At 76.1% G+C, this 20615-nt stretch carries 19 protein-coding genes and 1 tRNA gene; 15 read left to right on the top strand and 5 right to left on the bottom strand.

What is annotated here, in order from left to right:
* Window positions 1–57: 57 nt before the first annotated feature.
* Entirely contained in the window at window positions 58–1041 is a 984-nt protein-coding gene (locus ACIQUQ_RS29000; RefSeq protein WP_403981647.1) for a LuxR C-terminal-related transcriptional regulator, read from the bottom strand.
* 342 nt (window positions 1042–1383) lie between these two features.
* Here ACIQUQ_RS29000 and ACIQUQ_RS29005 point away from each other — a divergent pair, with 342 nt between their 5' ends.
* The 10 genes from ACIQUQ_RS29005 (at window position 1384) to ACIQUQ_RS29050 (ending at window position 12089) form a co-directional block, all read left to right on the top strand.
* Window positions 1384–2028: a hypothetical protein gene (locus ACIQUQ_RS29005; RefSeq protein ID WP_403981650.1), complete on the top strand. Its 645-nt coding sequence runs from the start codon at window positions 1384–1386 to the stop codon at window positions 2026–2028.
* Window positions 2029–2053: 25 nt separating this feature from the next.
* The gene (locus ACIQUQ_RS29010) at window positions 2054–2839 is read left to right on the top strand and encodes an SDR family NAD(P)-dependent oxidoreductase (protein WP_403981653.1); all 786 of its coding nucleotides are present in this window, start codon (window positions 2054–2056) and stop codon (window positions 2837–2839) included.
* 443 nt (window positions 2840–3282) lie between these two features.
* On the top strand, window positions 3283–4188 hold the full coding sequence (locus ACIQUQ_RS29015; protein ID WP_403981655.1) for a helix-turn-helix domain-containing protein: 906 nt from the start codon (window positions 3283–3285) through the stop codon (window positions 4186–4188).
* Window positions 4189–4276: 88 nt separating this feature from the next.
* Window positions 4277–4438, top strand: a complete 162-nt coding sequence (locus tag ACIQUQ_RS29020) for a hypothetical protein (protein ID WP_403665024.1) — start codon at window positions 4277–4279, stop codon at window positions 4436–4438.
* A gap of 141 nt (window positions 4439–4579) precedes the next feature.
* A complete protein-coding gene (locus ACIQUQ_RS29025) occupies window positions 4580–5218 on the top strand; it encodes a MauE/DoxX family redox-associated membrane protein (RefSeq protein ID WP_403981658.1) in 639 nt (212 codons plus the stop codon).
* The gene (locus tag ACIQUQ_RS29030) at window positions 5127–5669 is read left to right on the top strand and encodes a TlpA family protein disulfide reductase (RefSeq protein ID WP_403981660.1); all 543 of its coding nucleotides are present in this window, start codon (window positions 5127–5129) and stop codon (window positions 5667–5669) included. The genes ACIQUQ_RS29025 and ACIQUQ_RS29030 overlap by 92 nt, the downstream gene beginning before the upstream one ends.
* Window positions 5666–7954: an ABC transporter ATP-binding protein gene (locus ACIQUQ_RS29035; protein WP_403981663.1), complete on the top strand. Its 2289-nt coding sequence runs from the start codon at window positions 5666–5668 to the stop codon at window positions 7952–7954. The genes ACIQUQ_RS29030 and ACIQUQ_RS29035 overlap by 4 nt, the downstream gene beginning before the upstream one ends.
* Window positions 7955–8322: 368 nt before the next feature.
* The gene (locus ACIQUQ_RS29040; protein ID WP_403981666.1) at window positions 8323–8835 is read left to right on the top strand and encodes a S26 family signal peptidase; all 513 of its coding nucleotides are present in this window, start codon (window positions 8323–8325) and stop codon (window positions 8833–8835) included.
* 292 nt (window positions 8836–9127) lie between these two features.
* The gene (locus tag ACIQUQ_RS29045) at window positions 9128–11185 is read left to right on the top strand and encodes a phosphocholine-specific phospholipase C (protein ID WP_403981668.1); all 2058 of its coding nucleotides are present in this window, start codon (window positions 9128–9130) and stop codon (window positions 11183–11185) included.
* A 145-nt stretch (window positions 11186–11330) separates the two neighbouring features.
* Window positions 11331–12089, top strand: a complete 759-nt coding sequence (locus ACIQUQ_RS29050) for an alpha/beta fold hydrolase (protein ID WP_403981671.1) — start codon at window positions 11331–11333, stop codon at window positions 12087–12089.
* An 84-nt stretch (window positions 12090–12173) separates the two neighbouring features.
* On the opposite strand, the gene ACIQUQ_RS29055 is transcribed toward ACIQUQ_RS29050, so the two are convergent.
* Window positions 12174–12246: transfer RNA gene (locus ACIQUQ_RS29055), tRNA-His, on the bottom strand.
* A gap of 200 nt (window positions 12247–12446) precedes the next feature.
* Window positions 12447–13178: a hypothetical protein gene (locus ACIQUQ_RS29060; protein WP_403981673.1), complete on the bottom strand. Its 732-nt coding sequence runs from the start codon at window positions 13176–13178 to the stop codon at window positions 12447–12449.
* A gap of 98 nt (window positions 13179–13276) precedes the next feature.
* On the opposite strand from ACIQUQ_RS29060, the gene ACIQUQ_RS29065 reads away from it, so the two are divergent.
* The 3 genes from ACIQUQ_RS29065 to ACIQUQ_RS29075 all read left to right on the top strand — a co-directional run bounded on the left by ACIQUQ_RS29065 (window position 13277) and on the right by ACIQUQ_RS29075 (window position 15948).
* Window positions 13277–14176, top strand: a complete 900-nt coding sequence (locus ACIQUQ_RS29065) for a LysR family transcriptional regulator (RefSeq protein WP_403981676.1) — start codon at window positions 13277–13279, stop codon at window positions 14174–14176.
* Window positions 14157–15296, top strand: a complete 1140-nt coding sequence (locus ACIQUQ_RS29070; protein ID WP_403981679.1) for a M24 family metallopeptidase — start codon at window positions 14157–14159, stop codon at window positions 15294–15296. The genes ACIQUQ_RS29065 and ACIQUQ_RS29070 overlap by 20 nt, the downstream gene beginning before the upstream one ends.
* 103 nt (window positions 15297–15399) lie before the next feature.
* Window positions 15400–15948 (top strand): GNAT family N-acetyltransferase, encoded by a 549-nt coding sequence (locus tag ACIQUQ_RS29075; RefSeq protein WP_403981681.1) that lies wholly within the window; start codon window positions 15400–15402, stop codon window positions 15946–15948.
* 116 nt (window positions 15949–16064) lie between these two features.
* On the opposite strand, the gene treZ is transcribed toward ACIQUQ_RS29075, so the two are convergent.
* Window positions 16065–17810 carry a malto-oligosyltrehalose trehalohydrolase gene (gene treZ, locus ACIQUQ_RS29080; RefSeq protein ID WP_403981684.1) on the bottom strand — a complete coding sequence of 582 codons (1746 nt, stop codon included), beginning with the start codon at window positions 17808–17810 and terminating at the stop codon, window positions 16065–16067.
* Between the two features lie 108 nt (window positions 17811–17918).
* Here treZ and ACIQUQ_RS29085 point away from each other — a divergent pair, with 108 nt between their 5' ends.
* Together ACIQUQ_RS29085 and ACIQUQ_RS29090 are read left to right on the top strand one after the other, a co-directional pair.
* On the top strand, window positions 17919–18467 hold the full coding sequence (locus tag ACIQUQ_RS29085; RefSeq protein WP_403981687.1) for an FHA domain-containing protein: 549 nt from the start codon (window positions 17919–17921) through the stop codon (window positions 18465–18467).
* An 89-nt stretch (window positions 18468–18556) separates the two neighbouring features.
* On the top strand, window positions 18557–19066 hold the full coding sequence (locus ACIQUQ_RS29090) for a GNAT family N-acetyltransferase (RefSeq protein WP_403981690.1): 510 nt from the start codon (window positions 18557–18559) through the stop codon (window positions 19064–19066).
* A gap of 111 nt (window positions 19067–19177) precedes the next feature.
* Here the strand turns inward: ACIQUQ_RS29090 and ACIQUQ_RS29095 are convergent, their stop codons facing one another.
* Window positions 19178–20434, bottom strand: coding sequence for a M14 family zinc carboxypeptidase (locus tag ACIQUQ_RS29095; protein WP_403981693.1), 1257 nt, complete (start codon window positions 20432–20434; stop codon window positions 19178–19180).
* Window positions 20435–20615 lie beyond the last annotated feature (181 nt).

The following is a 20615-nucleotide window of genomic DNA, read 5'->3' on the forward strand; positions in this document are numbered from 1 at the left end:
GCCGGGCGGCCCTCCGCCGTACGACGTGACATTGCGGTGTGACGTCGTACGGCGTGCTCACACCCAGCCCAGCCGGGCCGCCTTCACCCCGAGCTCCAGACGGCTGGACGCGTCCACCCGGGCCAGCAGGTCGGCCACCATCCGCCGCTCCGTCCGCACCGAGATCCCCAGCGCCCGGGCCACGGTCTCGTCCTTGTCGCCGTTGGCCAGCATCCGCAGCACCTCCCGCTCCTGCGGGCTGATCCCGCCGTCGCCCCCGGCCGGCGCGCCGTCCAGCGGCACCGCGTCCTTCCAGTACGCCTCGAACAGCTCGTGCAGCGCCCGCAGCACCGGCGCGCTCCGCAGCACCAGCGCCGTCGGCTCGGCGCCGACCGGATCGCCCGGGATCACCGCGATCCGCCGGTCCACGATCAGCAGCCGCATCGGCAGGCTGGGGGCGAGCCGCACCTCGCTGCCGTACGCCTGCACCCGCCGCACGTACTCGTACGTCGCCCGGTCCTTGGTGATGCTCTGCAGGTACGCGCTGCGGAACCGCACCCCGCGCAGCATGGCCTGCTCGTTGAGCGGCTGCCCGGCCTGGATGGCGACCGTCGGCAGCGCCCCGCCGGGCAGGAACGACAGCACCTCCTCCGCGCACTGGCTCGCGAGGGCCTCCAGCCGGGTGCGTATCTGGTCCATGCCGTGCAGGAGTTCGGCGCCGTCCGGGCCGGGGCCGTCCTCGTACGAGGCGTACTCGGTGGACAGCTGGTTCAGCGCGGCCCTGGTCTGGTCGATGCGGTCCTGACGGAGGGCCAGCTCCTGCTGCTCCCGCTGGAGCAGCAGCTGTAACCCGATCTCCGGGCTGACCGCCCGGACCAGCCCGGGCCGGTCCCAGGACGGCCGCAGCATGGCGAGCGAGATCAGCTTGTCGACGGCGGCCGCGACGCGCTCTCTGGGCAACTCCAGCCGCTCCGCCAGTCGTTCGCCGTCGTGCTCCTGATGCAGCAGGATGGCGCGGTAGACGGCGAGGTCGTCGGTGTCCAGCGTGGGCTGCTCGGCCATGACGGGCTCCCTTCCCCCGGAGCGGGCGGGTCGTGGCGCGGCCCCGCACCGTCCCGTGGGGGCGGCTGCGCGCGGCTGGACCCGAGTGTACGTAGCACCGACCTCCCGGGGGTCCCGATCAAGCCGCCCGGGGCTGTCCCGGACACCGGGGCCGCTGTCCCAGCGGCGGGACAGGACGTTCCCGCAGGTCGCGAGGGTTCCGGGTGGTGACGGGTTCCCGGTTGGCATGTGGCTGCCATGCAGGGGGCTGCCGGGCGGATGGGCTGTCGGGCGGGCGTGCGGTGGTGTTTTCCTCGGATTGCGACGGAAATTGACCACCCGTCATCAACGGAGGGGAACCCCATGACCATCCGCACCCGCACCCGTGCCGCCCGTCTGCTGGCCTCCTGTACCGGGGCGGCGGTGCTCGCCGTCCTCGGCGGCGCGGCGGCCGTACCGGCCGCCGCCGCTGCCGCGCCGGCCGCACCTGCCGCCGTTGCCGTCCCGGCTGCGCGTGCCGCCGTTGCCGTGCGGGGCGCGTCTGTGGTGCCGGTGGTGCCCGTCACCGTGGCGGTGCCGGTCTCGTCTGTCGTGCCGGTTGCGCCGGGCGCCTTCCCCGTGCCCGCTGCCCCCGCCGCGCTCGCCGTGCGGGCTGCGCCTGTGGTGCCTGCCGCCTTCGCAGCGCCGGGTGCGTCTGCCGCCCTGACGGCGCCGAGCGGGCCGGGCGCCTTCCTGGTGTCCGCTGCGCGCGCCGTGGCCGGCGTCCGGGCCGCGTCTGCGATGCCCGCTGCCTTCGCCGTGTCGGGTGCGTCCGTGGTGCCGGGCGGCTTCGCCGTGCCGGCTGCGCCCAACGCCGCTGCCGGGCCTGTCGCCGCGTCGGCGGCCTCCTCCGCGCCCCGGCCGTCCGCCGCGCCGACCGTCGTCGCCGCGGCGCTCCCCGATCAGGAGCCCGACGACTTCACCTGGCCCGTGCCGAAGCCCGTCGCCGGGCGGAGCACCCTTGTATGACCTCCCGCCAGGAGCCCCGGACCGGGTGATCCTGCTCGCGGTCGGCGACGGCGCCGACGGCGACCACGCGGGCCGGCTGCTGCGGGCGATGCTCGCCGCGGAGGGCCGCACGCTGGCCGTGGTCGCACCCACCGCCGACCGCGCCGCCCGGTGCGCGAGGGAGCTCGCGGGCCCAGGCCGGTACGTCCTGCCGTACGCGGCCGACCCGGCCGACCGGGCGGCGCTCCCGCGGGCGCTGGCCGAGGCCGCCCGTGAGCTCGGCCCGCCGGACGTGGTGATCGGCACCGCCGTCGCCGCGCCGGAGGCGGGCGACGAGGACCCCTGGCGCCGGGTGCTGGACTCCGGCGTCACCGGCAGCCACCGCCTCGCCACCGCCGCCGCCGGCCACATGCTGGGGTCGGCCCGCCCCGGGCGGATCGTGCTGCTGGCCGCCGCCGAGGCGCCCGGGCGCCGGGAAGGTCCGCTCCACCCCGCCTCGCGGGCGGCGGCGGCCGCGCTCACCGCCCTGGTGGCCGGCTGGGCCGCCCAGTGGCCGGCCGACCGGCTCACGGTCAACGCCGTCGTCCCCGACGGCACCGCGGGCCCGGCCAGAACCGCCGCCGCGCTCCGCTTCCTCGCCCTCGCCCAGCCCCCCGGCCTCACCGGCCAGGTCCTGACCGTACGAGGCGGGGCCGGCCGGGCCGGCGGTGCCGCCGGGAGCGACGGAACCCGCGTCGCCGGCCGCGCCCGCGGCCCCGCGGGAACCCGCCGCCCCCGCGACACCGACGGCCCGGACCTCCCGGGCCTCGCAGGTTCCCGTACCGGCGGCTGACCCGGCGCACCGGGACCCGCAGGGGCGCCCCGACCCGCCGCGCGGGCCGCGGCCCCGCAACGGAGCCGGTACGGCCACGCAAGACTCCGGCCACGCGACGGAGCCGTACGACGCACCGGCGCGCCCACCACGCACCGGCCACGACCGTGCCGGTCACCCGCCAAGTCGCGTCGCCCGTAGGGCACATCGCTCGCACCAGGCACCCGCGCCCCACCCCCCGTACGACACACGGGCTCGCATCGTCAACGCCCCGCCGACGCCGACGACGCACCTGCGCCGGCAGGACGCGCCGGCCCCGCATCACGCACCGGCGCCCCACGACCTGTGCCCCACCCGCACCCACGCCCGCATGAAGTACCGCCCCGCACCGGCGCCCGAAGGCGTACCGCGCGCCACCACGCCCCCGCCCCGCCACGCCCCGCCACCCACGCCGAGAGGGATCCATGTCGCCGTACCCGTCGTGCGCCCAGGCCGCGCGGCAGCCGCTGACGTCCGCGCGTCCGTGTACCGGGCTGCGGGAGGGGGTCTGGGGTTACGAGGGCTTCCACCGCCCCGGCCCGGCCCCGCGCGAGCGCCTCCACCTGCCCACACCCGCCGTCTCGCTGGTCCTGCTGCTGGAGGGCCGGCTCGAACCGTCCGCCCCCGCCGCCCGGGTGCCGCCCGGAGCCCCGCTGCTCGCCGGGCCCCGCACCGAGAGCCTCACCCTCCGGTACGGCGCGGGCGCCCGGGGCGTGCGCGTGCTGCTCGCGCCCTGGGCCGTGCACGCCCTGACCGGGGGGCCCGTGGACCGGCTCGCCGGGCGGGTCGTGCCCGCCGGGGAGCTGCTCGGCCCGCTGGCCGGGCGCCTCACGGCCGTCCTCGCGGACGCCCCGGACTGGGCCGGGTCCTGCGCCCTGCTCGACGGGGCCCTGGCCCGGCTCCTGCCGGGCCCGCCCGAGCCCGCCCCGCCCGTCCTGCGGGCCTGGCGGGCCCTGGTCCGCTCGCGCGGCACGCTGCCGGTGGCCGAGCTGGCCCGCGAAGCCGGCTGGTGCCGCAGCCAGTTGGGGCGCCGCTTCCAGGCCCAGGTGGGGCTCACCCCGAAGGCGGTGGCCCGGGTGCTGCGGCTGCGGGAGGCCGTCCGGCTGCTCGGCGCCGGTGAGCCCGTGGCCACCGTGGCCGTGGCCGCCGGCTTCCACGACCAGGCCCATTTCGCCCGCGAGTTCAAGGCGATGACCGGCCACACGCCCCGCCGGTTCCGCGCCGAATGGGATGCCGACGGATTCCGGAAGGAAGACAACGAGGACGAGGAGGCGGAATTCCTACAAGAGTGGCTGCCGGTGCCGACGGCAGAATCTTCATCAGTCCGGTGAACGCGCCGGACGGCAAGAGGAACAACGCGGTACACGCAGCACACACAGCACACGTCACATCCCGCGTCCTTCGACCAAGGAGAACCCCATGCTGAAGAAGCTCGAGGAATTCGGCGCCGGCCTGCTGGAGCGCCTCGTCCCCGCCGTCGACGCCGAGGCCTGCGGCTGGAAGTGGTGGCCGTCCTGCTGGCAGTGCGGCGGCAAGTCCTGCTCCGTCAACACCTGCACCGCGGACCTGTACTGCGGCTGACCGGCGCGGTAGCGGCCCGGTGACGAGAGGGGGGCGTCCCGCCCGCTGCGGCGGGCGCCCCTCGTGCCGCCCGTGCCCCACCGCCGCGCCGACCGTCCGCCCCGTGCCGTCCGCTCCCCGTCGCCCCGATCGGGAGACCCCATGGTGTATCTGGCCCTCGGAATCCGCTGCCTCGTCGGATTCCTCTTCCTGGCCTCCGCGGTGAGCAAGGTATTCGGCCGGAAGTCGATCCGGAAATCCTTCCTGGAATTCACGGATTCCGTCGCCGGAATGCCACTGGCGCCCCGCCGCGGAATTCCCGCGGTCGCGGCCGCGGTGATCCTCGCGGAAGCCGCGGTGCCCGTGCTGCTGCTTCTTCCCGGCACCCGGTTCCGGGTCGCCGGTTTCCTGGCCGCCACCGCCCTGCCGGCCGTGTTCGGCCTGTCCATCGCGCTCGCCCTGCACCGCGGTGCGGCCCCGCCCTGCCGGTGCTTCGGCCCGTCGGTCACCCCGCTGGGCGCCCGTCACCTCGTACGCAACACCCTGCTCGCGGCGCTCGCGGCGGCCGGGGCCGTCCTCGCGGTCCGGCCGGCCGGACCCGCGCACCCCGGCGGTGCCGCCCTCGCCGCGGCGGCCGGCGTGCTGGTCGCCGTACTCGTCGCGGCCCTCGACGACATCGTCCAGCTCTTCAGCCCACAGGAGACACCCCATGCCGTTCGTGATCGCGGCCCTGCTGCTCGTCGGGGCGCTGTGCGCCCTGGACCTGGTCCTCACCCTGGGCGTGATCAAGCGGTTGCGTGACCAGGGCGCGCTGCTCGCCGAACTCGGCTCCGGCACCCCGGCCCTGGCCGTGGGGGAGGAGGTCGGCGCCTTCACCGCCACCACCGTCGACGGCGTGCCGGTCGGCCGCGACGACCTCCACGACGACACCCTCGTCGCCTTCTTCTCGCCCACCTGCGGCCCCTGCCGCAAGAAGCTGCCCGCCTTCGTCGCGCACGCGCGCAGCCTGCCCGGCGGCCGGGACGCGGTCCTCGCCACCGTGGTCGGGACGCCCGAGGCGGCGGCCGCGTTCACCGAGGCCCTCGCCCCCGTCGCGCGGGTGGTCGTGGAGGAGGCCGACGGGCCGGTCGGCGCGGCCTTCAACGCCACCGCCTACCCGACGGTGCTGCGGGTGGCGCCCGCCGCCGACGGCCGGGTCCTGGTCACCGCCGACCAGGTGGAGCTCGCCCGCGTCCCCCAGGCCGCGGCATGAACACCGCCCCCGGCGCCGGCCCTGCGACCGCCGGGCCCGGCGCCGGGACCGCCGCTCCCGCGACCGCCGCTCCCGCGACCGCCGGGCCCGGCGCCGGCTCTGCAACCGCCGCCCCCGCGGCCTCCGGGCCCGGCGCCGGCCCTGCCGCTTCCCGCCCTGCCGCTTCCCGGTCCGCGGCCTCCCGGCTGCGGACCACCGCGCGGCGCCTGGCGGCGGCCGGGGCGCTGGCCTGGCGGGCGGCGCCCGGGGCGCTCGCGGTGTTCGTCGCCGTGAGCCTGGCCGCCGCCGCGCTGCCGGTGGCCGCCGCCTGGTTCACCAAGGCCGTCCTGGACGGCATGGCGGCGGGCGCGCCGGCCCGTACGCTCCTCGGCCACGGCGCCGCCCTCGCCGGCGTCGGCCTGCTCACCGCTCTCACCCCGCAGGCCACCCGCTACCTCCGCGCCGAGACCGACCGCGCGGTCCAACTGCTGGCCCAGGACCGGCTGTTCGGTGCCGTCCAGGAGTTCACCGGGCTCGCCCGCTTCGAGGACCCGCGCTTCCTCGACCGGCTGCGGCTGGCCCAGCAGGCCGGCCGGATGACCCCGAACCAGTCCGTCGACGGCCTCCTCGGCATCGTCTCCGCCGCGCTCACCATCACCGGTTTCCTCGGCTCGCTGCTCGTCGTCAGCCCCGTGATGACCGCCCTGGTCCTGGGTGCGGGGCTGCCCGTGCTGCTCGCCCAGCTGTCCCTGGCCCGCCGCCGCGCCCGGATGTTCTGGGACATCGGCCCGGCCGAGCGGCGCGAGCTGTTCTACGCGGACCTCCTCACCACCGTCGACGCGGCCAAGGAGGTACGGCTGTTCGGCACCGGGCCCTTCCTGCGCGCCCGGATGCGCGCCGAGCGCCACACCGCCAACGCCGCCCAGCGGGCCGTGGACCGGCGGGACCTGGCCGTCCAGTCCGGCCTCGGCCTGCTGACGGCCACGGTCGCCGGCGGCGGACTGCTGTGGGCCGTGGGGGCCGCCCGTACCGGTGCCCTGTCCGTCGGCGACATCACCGTCTTCATCGCGGCGCTCGCCGGGGTCCAGGGCGCGCTGACCGCGCTGGCGGGGGAGATCGCCCGGACCCACCAGGCGCTGCTGATGTTCGACCACTACCTCGCCGTCACCACGGCGGGTCCGGACCTGCCGGTGCCCGTGCGGTCCGCCGCACCGGAGCCGCTGCGGCGGGGGATCGAGCTGCGGGACGTGTGGTTCCGCTACTCCGAGGGCCACCCCTGGGTGCTCCGGGGCGTCAGCCTGACCATCCCGTACGGGCGCTCCCTGGCCCTGGTCGGGCTCAACGGCGCGGGCAAGTCGACCCTGGTCAAACTCCTGTGCCGGATGTACGACCCGACCCGGGGTGCGATCCTGTGGGACGGCACGGACCTGCGGGACCTCGACCCGGCCGCGCTGCGCCGCCGGATCGGCGCCGTGTTCCAGGACTACATGACGTACGACCTGACGGCGGCCGAGAACATCGCGCTCGGCGACCTCGACGCCCTCGACGACCCGGTCCGCATCCGGGCCGCCGCCGAACGCGCCGGCATCGACCGCCGGATCCGTGAACTCCCACAGGGTTACGACACGTTGCTCACCCGTCTGTTCTTCCCGAGCCCGGCCCCGGACGGCCCGTCGGAGGGGCCGGGGGAGGGTCGGAGGGACGCCTCCGAGGACGTCCCGTACACCTCCGGGGGTGCGCGGGACACCGCCGGGGACGCCCGGACCGCCGCGCTGGGCGGAGCGCCGGCGGCAGGCCGCGAGGACACCCTCGCGGGCGGCACGCAGGACCCGTACGAGGACGTCGCGGGCCTCCCGGACGGGCCGCCCCGCGACCCGGCCGCCGGGGTCGAGCTGTCCGGCGGGCAGTGGCAGCGCCTCGCCCTGGCGCGGGCCCTGCTGCGCGAACGCTGCGACCTGATGGTCCTCGACGAGCCCTCGGCCGGCCTGGACGCCGCCGCCGAGCACGAGATCCACACCGCCCTGCGCCGGCACCGCCGGGGCCGCACCAGCCTGCTGATCTCGCACCGGCTGGGCGCGGTGCGGGACGCCGACCTGATCGTCGTCCTGGACGGCGGCCGGATCGTGGAGCGCGGTGACCACCGTGCCCTCACCGCCACCGGCGGCGCGTACGCCCGCCTGTTCGCCCTCCAGGCGGCCGGCTACCGCGACGCCCCGCAGCTCCCCGCCGGCGCGCCCCTCCCGGCACCCGCCCCGCCGGCCGTGGCGCCGGACGGCCGCGCCCTCGCCCCAGGGGACGCCGCATGACGGCCGACGACCCTGCCCTGTACGACCCCGCCCCGCACGGGCCCGCCCCGCACCGGGGCGGTCCCGCCGACGCTCCGGGCGGGTCGTCCCGTGGCCCAGTCCCTCCGCCGCCGCCACGCCACGCCCCGAGCCGGTCCGGGCGGTCCGGTGGGTCCGGCCACCGTGGTGTCCCGGAAGCTCCGGGGCCCCGGACGGTGTCCGTTCAGCCGTTGAGCGCGACCCGGGACGCGCAACGCGCCGGGCCCGAAGGGGAACTGACGGTGCACCAGGGGCCGCCGCCGGTCCGGGCATCGCCTGCCGGGGCGCCGGGAGGCGGCCCGGCGCACCCCGGGCCCCGGCCCGGGCGCCGGGCTTCCCGGCGGCTCCCCGTGCTGCCCCTCCTCGCGTCCGCCGGCTGGGGCGCGGCCGGGGTGCTGCTCGCCGTCGGGGTGTACGGGGCGGCCGCGTACACCGCCGCGGGTGCCGTGCTGCTCACCCTCGCGGCTCTGCCCGCGCGGGCGTTCGTCCTGGTCACCGTGCGCGGGGCCAGCATGGAGCCGGCCTTCCAGGACGGTGACCGTGTGCTGGTGCGCCGCTGGGCCGCGCCGCGGCCGGGCACGGCCGTGGTGCTGACCCAGGGCACCGCCGGGGGCGCGCCGGTCCGGATCATCAAGCGGGTGGCCGCCGTCCCCGGCGACCCCGTGCCCCGGGCCGCCGTACCCGCCCTCGCCGACGTCCCGGAGGACACCGTGCCGCCCGGGCACCTCGTGCTGCTCGGCGACAACCCCGCCGCGAGCGTCGACTCCCGCCAGGCCGGCTACTTCCGTGCCGACGCCGTCCTCGGCGTGGCCCGCCGCCCCCTCCACCGTCCCCTCCACGCCCCCCGCGGGGACCGGAGCTGACCGCCCCGACGATGGCACCCCAGCGACCGCACCCCAGCGGCCGCACCCCAGCGGCCGCACCTCGACGACCGCGCCCCGGCCACCGAGCCCGGCCCCTCCCGCACCCCACCACCCCACCCCCACCCCCGGTTTCACACCCGCCCCGGTGCGGCCGTGACGGGTGTGAACGGGGGGAGGCGTTCGCCTGGCGTACCGCGGGGCGTCACGGGGGAGTCTCCGGGCGGTACCCCTTGAGCGCTGTTCTAGGGGCGCCCCTTGCCTCCCCCCTCACACCCCAGAGGTCGACACCCCGATGGCAGAACTCAACCGACGCCGGTTCATGCAGATGGCCGGTGGCGCCGCCGCGCTGACCATGCTGTCCGACAGCATCGCCCGGGCCGCGTCCATCCCCGCCCAGGGCACCACCGGTACGCTCCAGGACGTCGAGCACATCGTGGTCCTGATGCAGGAGAATCGTTCCTTCGACCACTACTTCGGGTCGATGAAGGGCGTACGCGGCTTCGGCGACCCGCGCCCGGTGACCCTGCCCAGCGGCAAGCCCGTCTGGAACCAGTCCGACGGAAAGAAGGAGATCCTGCCCTTCCGCCCGGCGGGCGAGGACCTCGGCATGGAGTTCCTCCAGGGCCTCAACCACGACTGGGCCGGCGGCCAGAAGGCCTTCAACAAGGGCAGGTACGACCAGTGGGTGCCCGCCAAGACGGCGACCACGATGGCGTACCTGACCCGGAACGACATCCCGTTCCACTACGCGCTGGCCGACGCGTTCACCCTCTGCGACGCGTACCACTGCTCGTTCATCGGCTCGACCGACCCGAACCGCTACTACCTGTGGACCGGGTACACCGGCAACGACGGCACCGGCGGCGGCCCGGTCCTCAACAACGCCGAGGCCGGCTACGGCTGGAAGACCTACCCCGAGCGCCTCCAGGAGGCCGGCGTCTCCTGGAAGATCTACCAGGACATCGGCGACGGCCTGAACGCCGCCGGCAGCTGGGGCTGGATCAACGACGCCTACCGCGGCAACTACGGCGACAACTCCCTGCTGTACTTCAACACGTACCGCAACGCCCAGCCCGGCAACCCGCTCTTCGACAAGGCCCGCACCGGCACCAACGCCAAGGCGGGAGACGGCCTGTTCGATGTCCTCCGCGCCGACGTGCAGGCCGGCCGGCTGCCCCAGGTCTCCTGGATCGCCGCCCCCGAGGCCTTCTCCGAGCACTCCAACTGGCCCTCGAACTACGGCGCCTGGTACATCGCGCAGGTGCTGGACGCGCTCACCTCGAACCCCGACGTGTGGGCCCGTACCGCGCTCTTCATCACGTACGACGAGAACGACGGCTTCTTCGACCACGTCGTGCCCCCGTACGCCCCCGGCTCCGCGGCCGAGGGCCTGTCCACCGCCCCCACGGCGCTCGACTACTTCCCCGGCAAGACGGGATACGTCGCCGGCCCCTACGGCCTCGGCCCCCGCGTCCCGATGCTCGTCGTCTCGCCGTGGAGCACCGGCGGCTACACCTGCTCCGAGACCTTCGACCACACCTCGGTCCTGCAGTTCATGGAGCGCCGCTTCGGGGTGAAGGAGACCAACATCTCGCCCTGGCGCCGCGCCGTCTGCGGCGACCTGACCTCGGCCTTCGACTTCAGCCGTGCGGACAGCAGCGCCGCGGTCCTGCCGCCGACCGCCGGCTACTACCCGCCGGACCGCGACCGCCACCCCGACTTCCTCGCCCCCGCCCCGGCCGTCGGCACCATGCCGAAGCAGGAGCCCGGCTCGAAGCCCACCCGCCCGCTCAGGTACGCGCCGTACGTGGACGGCCTGGCGACCCCGAGCACCGGCAAGTACCAGCTCACCTTCAGCGGCGGCGCGCAGGCCGGCGCGCAGTTCTACGTGACCTCCGCCAACCGCACCGACGCCCCCTGGACGTACACCGCGGAGGCCGGCAAGTCCCTGTCGGACAGCTGGAACACCAAGTACTCCAAGGGCCTGACGGACCTGACCGTGCACGGCCCGAACGGCTTCCTGCGCCGCTTCCGCAACCCCGGCAAGACCGCCGGCCCCGAGGTCACCGCCCGCCACAACTCCACCACCGGCAACATCGACCTCACCTTCACCAACGCGGGCGCGGCGGACGTCCACCTGACGGTCACCAACGCCTACGGCGGCACGGCGCAGACCTTCACCGTCCGCGCGGGCGCGACGCTCACGCAGAGCATCGACCTGCGGGCCGGCCGCAGCTGGTACGACCTGACGGTGGTCTCCGACGGCGACAGCACCTTCCTGCGCCGCCTCGCGGGACACGTGGAGACCGGCGCCTCCGGCGTCAGCGACCCCGGCATCGCCACCGCGTGACCCACCGCCGCCACCGCGTGACCCGGCACCACCGCCGGCCGGCCCGGTGGCGACCGCACCACCCGGTGTGATCCCCGGTCCGGTGGGCAGACCATACGGCGTCAGTGCGCCCGCGCACCCCGCCACTCCACCGCGAGGAGACCGTATGGCCATCGCCCACCGGACCGTCGGGACCGGGCCGAACCACGTCATCGTGCTGCACGACTGGTTCGGCACCTCGGCCAACTGGGGTTCCGTGCTCGACTACCTCGACCCGGACACCTTCACGTACGCCTTCCCCGACTACCGCGGCTACGGGCTGCGCAAGGACGAGACCGGCCGGTACACCCTGCCGGAGATCGCCGACGACGTGCTCGCCCTCGCGGACGAGCTCGGCTGGGCCACCTTCTCGCTGGTCGGCCACTCCATGGGCGGCAAGGCCATCCAGCAGGTGCTGGTCCGCGCGCCCGAGCGGGTCGAGCGGCTGGTCGGCCTCGCGCCGGTGCCGGCCGCGCCCTACGAGATGGACGACGCCACCCACGCCCTCTTCCACGGCGCCGCCGAGGACCCGGCCAAGCGGCTGGCCATCCTCGACCTGGTCACCGGCAACCGGGCGAGCCGCCACTGGCTGGACCGCATGGTCCGGCACTCCCTGGAGGTGTCCCGCCCCGAGGCCTTCGGCGGCTACCTCGCCAGCTGGCAGTCCCTCGACCTGTCCACGGCCGTCAAGGGCAGCACCGTGCCGGTGCTGGTCCTCGTCGGCCAGTACGACCTCGCGCTCACCGCGGACGTGATGCGGGCCACCTGGCAGGTCTGGTACCCGAACTGCGAGATCCGCGTCGTCCCGGGCGCCGGCCACTACCCGATGCACGAGACCCCGGTGGCCCTGGCCACGGAGGTCGAGGCGTTCCTGCGCCCCGCCTGACGGGCCCGCCCGGAGCCGCCCCCGCCGGGGGCGGAAACGCCTGTGGGGCGTACGAGAAACTCGTACGCCCCACAGGATCAACAGGGTGAGTGACGGGACTCGAACCCGCGGCCACCTGGACCACAACCAGGTGCTCTACCAACTGAGCTACACCCACCACGAAGGGTGGCAGACCACCCGTTCGATGTGCACGCACAGCATAGCCGATCAGCGGACCGCCTCCGCGCCACCCGTACGGCGCAACGCCGGCCCCCGGTCCGGCCCGGGCGCCGGCCGCCGCCCACCCCCGTGGAGCGCCGGCCGGGGCCCTGCGTGAGCCCGGGCCGTGGGCTTCGTACCGAGCCGGACCCGGTACGGCTAGACGCCGGCGCCCGCGCGGGCCCGGGCGTGCTCCACCGCCGCCGCGGCCAGCGCCCGCACCACCGGGTGCGGCCGGCTCCCGTCCCCGTACAGCTCCGGCTGGAACAGGGTGGCCAGGAAGAACGGGTGCCCCGGCAGCTCGGCGACCCGCACCTGCCCGTCCTCGTCCCGGCCCGACAGGACCAGCCCGTGCTCCTGGAGCGCCGGCAGGTGCCGCGGGTCGGGCCCGTAGTTGCAGTGGTACCGCTCCACCGAGCGCTCCGCGCCCAGCACCGACTCGGCCAGGCTGCCCGGCGCCACCCGGACCACCCCCTCGTGCCCCACCAGCGAGCAGGCCAGCGGCGCGATCAGCGGGTCCTCCGCAGCCGGGTCGTTCTCGGCGTGGGCGGCCGAGGCCAGCCCGCACACGTTGCGCGCGTACTCCAGCAGCGTGTGCTGGAAGCCGCCGCAGGTGCCCAGGAAGGGGATGCCCGCCTCGCGGGCGGTACGGATCGCCGCGACGGCACCCGCCTCGCTGGCGTACGGGCTGCCGGGCAGCACCCAGACGGCGTCGAACCCGGCCAGCGCGCCGGAGGCGGCCTCCGCCTCCGCGTCGGCGGTCGGGATCCAGTACGCGTCCAGCACCAGCCGGTCCCGCTCGGCGAGCGCGGCGAGCAGTCCGGGAACGCGGACGTGGGAGGTCACATGAGGGGAGCGGTCGCCCACGAGGGCGATACGAGCGATCGTCATGCGGACCATCCTGGGACGCCGGAGCGGTTCAGCGCCAACGATCATTACTGCATCCCCCATCAGCAACACTAATGGTGATCATGATCCATCCTGGGCCCATGGACCCGCACCTCCTGCGCACCTTCGTCACCGTGGCCCGGCTCGCCTCCTTCTCCGCGGCCGGCCACACCCTCGGCTACACGCAGTCCGCCGTCTCCCAGCAGATCGCCGCGCTGGAGGGCGACCTCGGCACCGCCCTGCTCACGCGCCGCCCCGTCGCACCCACCCGGGCCGGGGAACGGCTCCTCGAACACGCCGGGCCCCTGCTGCTCCGCCTGGACGCCGCACGCGCCGACATCGCCCGCCTCACCGCCGCCCCGCCCGACGAGCTGACCCTCGCCGCCAGCCCCCTCGCGCTCGGCCCGGCCGCCCTCGCCGCGCTGCCCCCGACCGGCGTCACCCTGCGCGTCCTGCCCCGCGAGGAGATCCCCGCCGCCGTCGCCACCGGCGCGTGCGACCTCGCCCTGGTCGACGGCGTCGCCGCGCCCGACGACCCGCTCCGGCTGTCCGACGTCGCACCCCTCGGCGTCGTCGGCGCCGACGAGGGCCCCCTCGCCGTCCTGCTGCCCGAGCGGCACCCCCTGGCCCACCGGACCGCGCTGCGCCTGGCGGACCTGGCCGACGCGCGCTGGCTCGACGCACCCGGCGCCGGCTTCCCCCTCGACGCCCTCGCCGCGGCCGCCGGGGCCCGCCCCGGCGGCCTCACCCCCGCCCTGCGCTACGAGGGCACCGACGTCCACACCCTCTGCGCCCTCGCGGCGGCCGGCCACGGCCTGGCCCTGCTGCCCGACCGGGTCGCCCGCGGCTGCCCCGCCGGACGCGCCGTACCCCTCGCCGCCCCGCGCCTGGTGCACCGTACGGAACTCCTCTCCTCCGGCATCCTGGAGGGAGCCGCCGCTGCGCTGGCGGGCCGCCTGACGGGGCGCCAGGATGATGACCATGACGAGTCCGCACCGTGAGCACCCCGAGCCCGCCCCCTTCACCGCCGCCGACTACGCCGCCCGGATGGAACGCGCCGCGACGGCCGCCGCCGACGCCGGCCTCGCCGGACTGCTGATCGCTCCGGGACCCGACCTCACGCACCTCACCGGCTACCAGCCCATCGAGACCGAGCGGCTCACGCTGCTCGTGCTCGCCGCCGGACAGGACCCGGTGCTCGTGGTGCCCACGCTGGAGGCGCCCGACGCCCAGGCCGCGCCCGGCGCGCCCGCACTGACCCTGCGCGACTGGTCCGACGGCAGCAGCCCCTACGCCGCGGCCGCCCCCAGCCTCGACGTCGACGGGCACTTCGCGGTCAGCGACAACGCCTGGGCCATGCACCTGCTCGGCCTCCAGCGGGAGTTGCCCGGCACGACCTACTCCGCGGTCACCGACGTGCTGCCCATGCTGCGGGCCGTGAAGGACGAGCGGGAGCTGGCCCGGCTCGCCGCCGCGGGCGAGGCCGCCGACGCCGCGTACGCGGAGGTGCTCGGCGTGCGCTTCGCGGGCCGGCGGGAGAGCGAGGTGGCCGCCGACCTCGCCCGGCTGCTGCGCCGTCACGGCCACTCCCAGGTCGACTTCACCGTGGTCGGGTCGGGGCCCAACGGCGCGAACCCGCACCACGAGGCCGGCGAGCGGGTCATCGCCGACGGCGACATGGTCGTCCTCGACTTCGGCGGCCTCAAGCACGGCTACGGCTCCGACATCTCCCGCACCGTGCACGTCGGCGAGCCGTCGGAGGCCGAGCGGCGGGTGCACGACGTGGTGCGCGAGGCCCAGCAGGCGGCCTTCGAGGCGGTGCGGCCCGGGATCGGCTGCCAGGAGGTGGACCGGGTCGCCCGGAAGGTGATCACCGACGCCGGCTACGGCGAGCAGTTCATCCACCGCACCGGGCACGGCATCGGCGTCACCACGCACGAGCCGCCGTACATGGTGGAGGGCGAGGAACGGCCGCTCGTGCCGGGGATGTGCTTCTCCATCGAGCCGGGCATCTACCTGGCCGGGCGGTTCGGGGTCCGGATCGAGGACATCGTGACCGTGACGGAGGACGGCGGGCGCCGGCTGAACAACGCGCCGCGCGAGATGGCCGTCGTCGGCTGAGACCGCATCCCGAGGCCGTGAGCCGACGCCGGGCGTCAAAAGCGCGACGGGAAACTGACGGGTCGTAGGCGAACCCCGGGACGATGTGATAGTCAGCCTTGTCATGGGTGACGTGGTAACCGCACGACTGGTCCTGCATCCGATGAGCGCCGCCGACGCCGAGCGGCTCCTGGCGCGCGCACCGCTCCCGGCCGACCGCTGGGCGGCCGGCTACCCGGCCGAGGTCGACCTGGTGGGCGCGCGCAACTTCCTGACCACGTGTGCGGAGTCGGGCGACCCCGGGGCGTTCGGCGCGTACGAGATCCGGCGACGGTCGGACGGGGCCGCGATCGGCGGGCTGGGCTTCCACGGCCCGCCCGACGAGGAGGGCGGGGTCACCATCGGGTACGGGCTGATCCCCTCGGCGCGCGGGCAGGGGTACGCGACGGAGGCGCTGCGGGCGCTGGTGGACCTGGCATGGGAACTGGGGGCACACAGCGTGCGCGGTGACACGTCACACGACAATGTCGCATCGCAGCGGGTGATGACGGCGGTGGGCCTCCGGCCGGTCGCCGAGGACGACCAGCTCAAGTACTACGAGCTGCACCGCGCCCGGCACCCGGAGGCCGTCCCGGCTCCCGCCGCCCCGGCCCGCCGCAGGGCCCCGGCCTGACCGCAGGTCCGCGGCGCGCCCGCCCCGGTACGGCGGGGGCCGGCGCCGCACCGGCCGGGCGCCCGCCGGGGCGTGGTGGCCGGCCTGTCCGCGGGCCTGCCCGTCGCGCCCCCGACTCAGGGACCCAGGACCACCGCCGACTCGCCGGGCAGGTGGAGCCGGCCGTCCGAGCCCGGCGGGTCCGTCGGCTGCCAGGCGGCCAGGACCCGCATGCCGTTGTGCCCCAGCGCGATGGTCACCGGGTGAGGCGAGAAGTTCACGGCCACCCTGACGTCGCCCCGGCGGTACGTCAGCCAGCGCCGCTCCTCGTCGAAGGCCACCCGCACCGCCGCCAGGTCCGGGTCCCGCAGGTCCGGCTGGCGCCGCCGCAGCGCGACCAGGGTCCGGTGCCAGTCCAGCAGCCGGTCGTGCGGGGAGTTGCCCGGCTCCTGCCAGTCCAGCACCGACCGGTTCCGGGTCGCCGGGTCCTGCGGGTCCGGCACGTCGGCCGCGGCCCAGCCGTGCGCCGCGAACTCCCGGCGGCGGCCCGCCCGTACCGCCTCGGCCAGCGCAGGATCGGGGTGGTCGGTGAAGTACTGCCAGGGTGTCGTGGCCCCCCACTCCTCGCCCATGAACAGCATCGGCACGAACGGCCCGGTCAGCGTCACCGCCGCCGCGCACGCCAGCAGGCCGGGGGAGAGGCTCGCTGCCAGCCGGTCGCCCAGCGCCCGGTTGCCGATCTGGTCGTGGGTCTGCGCGTACCCCAGGAACCGGTGCGCGGGCGTGCGGCGGCGGTCCACCGGCCGCCCGTGCCGCCGGCCGCGGAACGACGAGTGCGTGCCGTCGTGGAAGAACGCCCGGGTCATCGTCTTGGCCAGCGCGGCGAGGGGGGCCCGCGCGAAGTCCTCGTAGTAGCCGTGGGACTCGCCGGTGAGCGTGGTGTGCAGGGCGTGGTGGAAGTCGTCGTTCCACTGCGCGTGCAGGCCCAGGCCGCCCGAGGAGCGGGGCGTGGTGGTGCGCGGGTCGCACCGGTCCGACTCGGCGATCAGGAAGAGCGGGCGGCCCAGCTCGGCGGCCAGCGCGTCCACCGCCTCGGCCAGCTCCTCCAGGAACGTCAGCGCCCGGTCGTCCGCCAGCGCGTGCACCGCGTCCAGCCGCAGCCCGTCGACCCGGTAGTCCCGCAGCCAGGCCAGAGCGCTCTCGGTCAGGTACGCGCGCACCTCGTCGGAACCGGGCGCGTCCAGGTTCACCGCCGCGCCCCAGGGCGTGGCGTGCCGGTCGGTGAAGTACGGGCCGAAGGCGGGCAGATGGTTCCCCGACGGGCCCAGGTGGTTGTGGACCACGTCGAGCACCACACCCAGGCCCCGCGCGTGCGCGGCGTCCACGAACCGTGCCAGGCCCGCCGGCCCGCCGTACGGCTCGTGCACCGCCCAGGGAGCCACCCCGTCGTACCCCCAGCCGTGCCGTCCCGGGAACGGGCAGACCGGCATCAGCGACACGTGGGTCACCCCGAGCTCCGCCAGGTGCTCCAGCCGCTCCGCCGCCGCGTCGAAGGTCCCCTCGGTGGTGAAGGTGCCGACGTGCAGCTCGTACAGCACCGCGTCCTGCAACACGGTCACCTGTGACATGGCACCGATCTCGAAGCGGGCGGCCTCCACCACCGCGCTCTGCCCGTCGGGCCCGTCCGGCAGCCGCCGCCCCCGCGGGTCCGGCCGTACCACCTCGTCGCCGTCCAGCAGGAACCCGTACCGGTCCCCGTCGGCGGCCGGCGCCTCCGCCACCCACCAGCCCGCCCGCCGCGGATCGCGCGCCATCGGGCGCGTGCCCGCGTCCAGCCGCAGCGCGACCCGTTCCGCCTCTGGTGCCCACACCTCGAACCGCAATGGACCGGTCCCCTCGTAGCCGACGGTGCCAACATGCCCGCGCCCATCATCCCCGGCCGGACGGCGCTCTTCTGGACACTCCGGCACTGACGGGCCGACAATCACCCTGTGACATCGAGTTTCGAGTTCCAGACCTACCCCGCGCGGCTCTCCGACGCCGAGCGGGACCGCGCCCTCGGCCTGCTCCGCGAGGGAGCCGCCCAGGGCAAGCTGTCCCACGACACCTTCCTGCGCCGGATGGAACTCGCCCTCGTCGCGCGCCGCTCCGAGGAACTGAGCGCCCTCACCGCCGACCTGGCCTCCGAAAACCCGTGGAGCAAGCGGCTGTTCGGCTGGGTGAGCCGGGTCTCGGCCGTCACGGTGGACGTCCGCCGGGCCTGGCAGAAGGAGAAGCTGCCCAAGCTGCTGCTGCCCCGGCCCGGCTCGCACGCGCTGCGGATCGGCCGCGACCCCGGCAACGGGCTGCGCCTCAGTCACGACACCGTCTCCCGCGTCCACGCCGAGCTGAGCATGCGGGACGGCCTCTGGGTGCTGCACGACCTCGGCTCCACCAACGGCACCACGGTCAACGGCCGCCGCGTCACCGGTTCGACGGTGGTCCGCGACGGCGACCAGGTGGGCTTCGGCAGCATGTCCTTCCGGCTCTCGACGGACTGAACCGGATCCGGGGCCCGGGCCGGGCCCCGGGGACACCGACGGGGGACCCGGCCGGCGGCCCGCGGAGCCGGCCGCGCAGGATGGCGGGCATGACCGAGCACGCCAGCACACCGGACCCCGCGACCGGCCCCGGCCCCGCCCTCCCGGTCCGCCCCGCCGTCGCGGCGGACCTGCCCCGGATCGTGGACCTGATCCGTGAACACGCCGCGTACGAGCGGGCCGAGCCGCCCGCCCCCGGCCTCGCCGACCGCCTCCGCCCGTTCCTCTTCGGCGCGGAGCGCGACCCCGGCCTGACCGTCCTCGTCGCCGAGGACGCCGACGGGGAGCTCCTCGGATACGCCGCGCTCTCCACCGAGTTCGCGTTCTGGGACGGCGCCCGCCACCTCCACATGGACTGCCTCTACCTCACCGAGGCCGCCCGCGGCCGGGGCCTCGGTGCCGCGCTGATGGCGGCGGTGCGGGACCACGCCGGGTCCCTCGGCCTGACCGAGGTGCAGTGGCAGACGCCCGACTGGAACACCGGGGCGATCGCGTTCTACGACCGCCTCGGCGCCCGCTCCCGGCCCAAGCAGCGGTACACCTGGCACCCCGGGCGGTAGCGCCCCGCGCGGCGGCCCACCGGTACGGGCCACCGGCCGCCCCGCATCGGCCGGAGGCCCGTACCGGAGGACGGCCCGTACCGGCGCCCGGAGGCCCGTACCGGTGCCCGCTCAGCCGGACACCGCCGTCAGCTTCCCGTACGCCGCCACCGCCGTTCGCGCCTGGTGCTCCACCTGCGTGGCCACCGGCACCCAGCGCGCCTCGAACCGGGCCCCGAACTCCGTGCACCAGCCCGTGACCAGCCGGTCCAGCCCCGGCGCGGCGGGGTGACCGGCGGCCCGCAGCACCCGCAGCAGCATCGCGGCCGCCCGCAGCGCCAGCCGCCACGCGAAGGCTTCGACGCTGCCCACGTACGCGGCCGTCGCCTCCGGCGGCGCCCCGTCCCGCCACTGCTCCGTGAGGGCCGGGATCAGCGCCAGGGTCCAGTCGACGGCGCGCAGCAGCGCCGAGTCGTCCCGGGGCAGCCCGGGCCGGGCGGCGGCCAGCACCTCGGCCACCCGCCGCGCGTCCTCGGTGAGCCGCGCGGCCAGCACGCGCAGGGCGCCCCGCGGGTCGGGGTGCGGTGCCGGGTCGTCGACCAGGTCGCCGGCCCACATCGGGACCTCGACGATCGCGGTCGTCCCTCCGTGGCGGTGGACGTGGTACCAGGTCGACAGGCGGGTGTCCTCGGGGTGGAACACCTCCGCGCCCCCGCCGCCCGGATCCGGCATCACGAAGATCCCGGGCCCGGGGGAGGACCAGCCGGCCGCGTCCGAGGCGCTGGTCTCCACCGGGATCCGCAGCTCGGCCGCCGACTTCCCGAACGGCTCCGCCAGGCCCGGTATGTCCCGGGTGAGCTGCACCCAGCTGCCGCCGAGGTCGGTGCCGTGCAGGGACACCTGGAGCAGCGGCCGGACCTCGTCGATCACGTCGAGCAGGACCCGGGTCTCGGGCGGCAGCCGGTCCGGGGGCAGTAAAGAGGGCGCCCACTCGGGCTGTTCCGGCCCGGGCGGCCGGAAGAAGTTGCGGTGGTAGTCGAGCAGCGTGAACGGCCGCGGCGTCCGGTGCAGGGCCGCCCCGTCCGGGTCGGCGCACAGCAGGAAGTGCCAGGAACCGGCGGCGCGCAGGGCCGGCTCGCGGAGCACCCGGCGGGCCAGCGCGAGGACGGTCGCCCCGCCCACCGGCTCGTTGGCGTGCGCCCCGGCGACGACGAGGGCGTCGCGGGGGCCCGTACGTTCGCCCGCCGACAGCAGCCACAGGGGGCGCCCGGCCCGGGAGCTGCCGACCTGGCGCAGCCGGGCCAGTTCCGGGTGCTCGTCCGCGAGCACGCGGGCGGTCACGGCCAGTTCGCGGGCGGTGGGGTAGCGCATGTCACGGAAAAGGGTCACCCCAGTAGCTGTGCCCGCCCAGTGTCCCCTGTACCGCGGTCCCGGTACCGAATTGGGGCCGGTGGCCGGCGGGGCCGGGCCGGAGGTCCCGGCCGGTGCTCCCGGACCCGCTGGCGCGGCCCTCCGCGGTGCGGGACGGGGGTGCTGCCCGGTACCGGTGGTCCCCGAACGCCGGTGCGGT

The sequence above is a fragment of the Streptomyces sp. NPDC101118 genome (genome assembly GCF_044759445.1).
Classification (GTDB): Bacteria; Actinomycetota; Actinomycetes; order Streptomycetales; family Streptomycetaceae; genus Streptomyces.

Excerpts from the sequence above, each read along its gene's own strand:
- ACIQUQ_RS29000 (WP_403981647.1), bottom strand. The coding sequence starts at position 1,041 with ATGGCCGAGCAGCCCACGCTGGACACCGACGACCTCGCCGTCTACCGC.
- ACIQUQ_RS29005 (WP_403981650.1), top strand. The coding sequence starts at position 1,384 with ATGACCATCCGCACCCGCACCCGTGCCGCCCGTCTGCTGGCCTCCTGT.
- ACIQUQ_RS29015 (WP_403981655.1), top strand. The coding sequence starts at position 3,283 with ATGTCGCCGTACCCGTCGTGCGCCCAGGCCGCGCGGCAGCCGCTGACG.
- ACIQUQ_RS29020 (WP_403665024.1), top strand. The coding sequence starts at position 4,277 with ATGCTGAAGAAGCTCGAGGAATTCGGCGCCGGCCTGCTGGAGCGCCTC.
- ACIQUQ_RS29025 (WP_403981658.1), top strand. The coding sequence starts at position 4,580 with ATGGTGTATCTGGCCCTCGGAATCCGCTGCCTCGTCGGATTCCTCTTC.
- ACIQUQ_RS29030 (WP_403981660.1), top strand. The coding sequence starts at position 5,127 with ATGCCGTTCGTGATCGCGGCCCTGCTGCTCGTCGGGGCGCTGTGCGCC.
- ACIQUQ_RS29035 (WP_403981663.1), top strand. The coding sequence starts at position 5,666 with ATGAACACCGCCCCCGGCGCCGGCCCTGCGACCGCCGGGCCCGGCGCC.
- ACIQUQ_RS29045 (WP_403981668.1), top strand. The coding sequence starts at position 9,128 with ATGGCAGAACTCAACCGACGCCGGTTCATGCAGATGGCCGGTGGCGCC.
- ACIQUQ_RS29050 (WP_403981671.1), top strand. The coding sequence starts at position 11,331 with ATGGCCATCGCCCACCGGACCGTCGGGACCGGGCCGAACCACGTCATC.
- ACIQUQ_RS29060 (WP_403981673.1), bottom strand. The coding sequence starts at position 13,178 with ATGACGATCGCTCGTATCGCCCTCGTGGGCGACCGCTCCCCTCATGTG.
- ACIQUQ_RS29065 (WP_403981676.1), top strand. The coding sequence starts at position 13,277 with ATGGACCCGCACCTCCTGCGCACCTTCGTCACCGTGGCCCGGCTCGCC.
- ACIQUQ_RS29070 (WP_403981679.1), top strand. The coding sequence starts at position 14,157 with ATGACGAGTCCGCACCGTGAGCACCCCGAGCCCGCCCCCTTCACCGCC.
- ACIQUQ_RS29075 (WP_403981681.1), top strand. The coding sequence starts at position 15,400 with ATGGGTGACGTGGTAACCGCACGACTGGTCCTGCATCCGATGAGCGCC.
- ACIQUQ_RS29090 (WP_403981690.1), top strand. The coding sequence starts at position 18,557 with ATGACCGAGCACGCCAGCACACCGGACCCCGCGACCGGCCCCGGCCCC.